The organism is Pseudomonas sp. TYF_14 (assembly GCF_043105275.1).
GTDB classification, from domain to species: Bacteria; Pseudomonadota; Gammaproteobacteria; order Pseudomonadales; family Pseudomonadaceae; genus Aquipseudomonas; species Aquipseudomonas alloputida.
The window spans coordinates 1-683 of record NZ_JBICLK010000012.1 but is presented as its reverse complement, the minus strand read 5'-3'; the positions used below and the strand labels follow the sequence as shown (position 1 = coordinate 683).

The following is a 683-nucleotide window of genomic DNA, read 5'->3' as shown; positions in this document are numbered from 1 at the left end:
CCGACGTCCGCACCTTCAACGGTTGCGATCGATTTGATCACAGGGTCGTTGGTACCGACGTAGACGTTGTCCGGGGCAGTCACGGTTGCAGTGCCCACGGTGCCGTTGGCCGGCACGGTGATGACGGTTTTGCCGTCGCTCAGCGTGAAGGTCAATGCACTGTGGTTGTTGATCGGCAGACCATCTTTGTTGGTCAGGGTGATGGTGTAGGTGATCTCGCCGCCTTCGGTGACCGACGGGGTCGCAGTCAGCTTGGCCACCACTTCGTCGGTGGTGTCGGTCACTTGAACCGAAGCGTTGCCGCCCAGTTGCAGGTTCTCGAAGGTCGCACCAGTGGCGTCTACCGCCGAGTTGATGCCCAGGCTGATCTGGCCAGCATCGTTGTAAACGTCATCGCCCTGCGCAGCGTGGGTGTACGGCGCGCTGGTTTCACCGGCCTTGATGGTGACCTGGGCATTGTTGCTCAGGGTCACGACCAGGTCGTGAGCCAGCGGCTGGTTGACGTGAACAGTGAAGGTCGGTTTGACGTTCTCGGCCACCGAAGTCTGGTCGGCGGTGATGGTGACCTTGACCAGGTCGCCTTCGTTGCCTGGGGTACCTGGCTCGTCGGTGACCGACGTGCTGACCGGCGTCTTGTCCAGCGTCAGTTGCTCGAACTTACCGACGTCCGCACCGCCAACGGT

At 61.5% G+C, this 683-nt stretch carries 1 protein-coding gene; it reads right to left on the bottom strand.

Annotated elements, in window-relative coordinates:
* On the bottom strand, nucleotides 1-683 hold a 683-nt coding region (locus ACF8O8_RS03900), incomplete at both ends, for an immunoglobulin-like domain-containing protein (protein ID WP_392509277.1).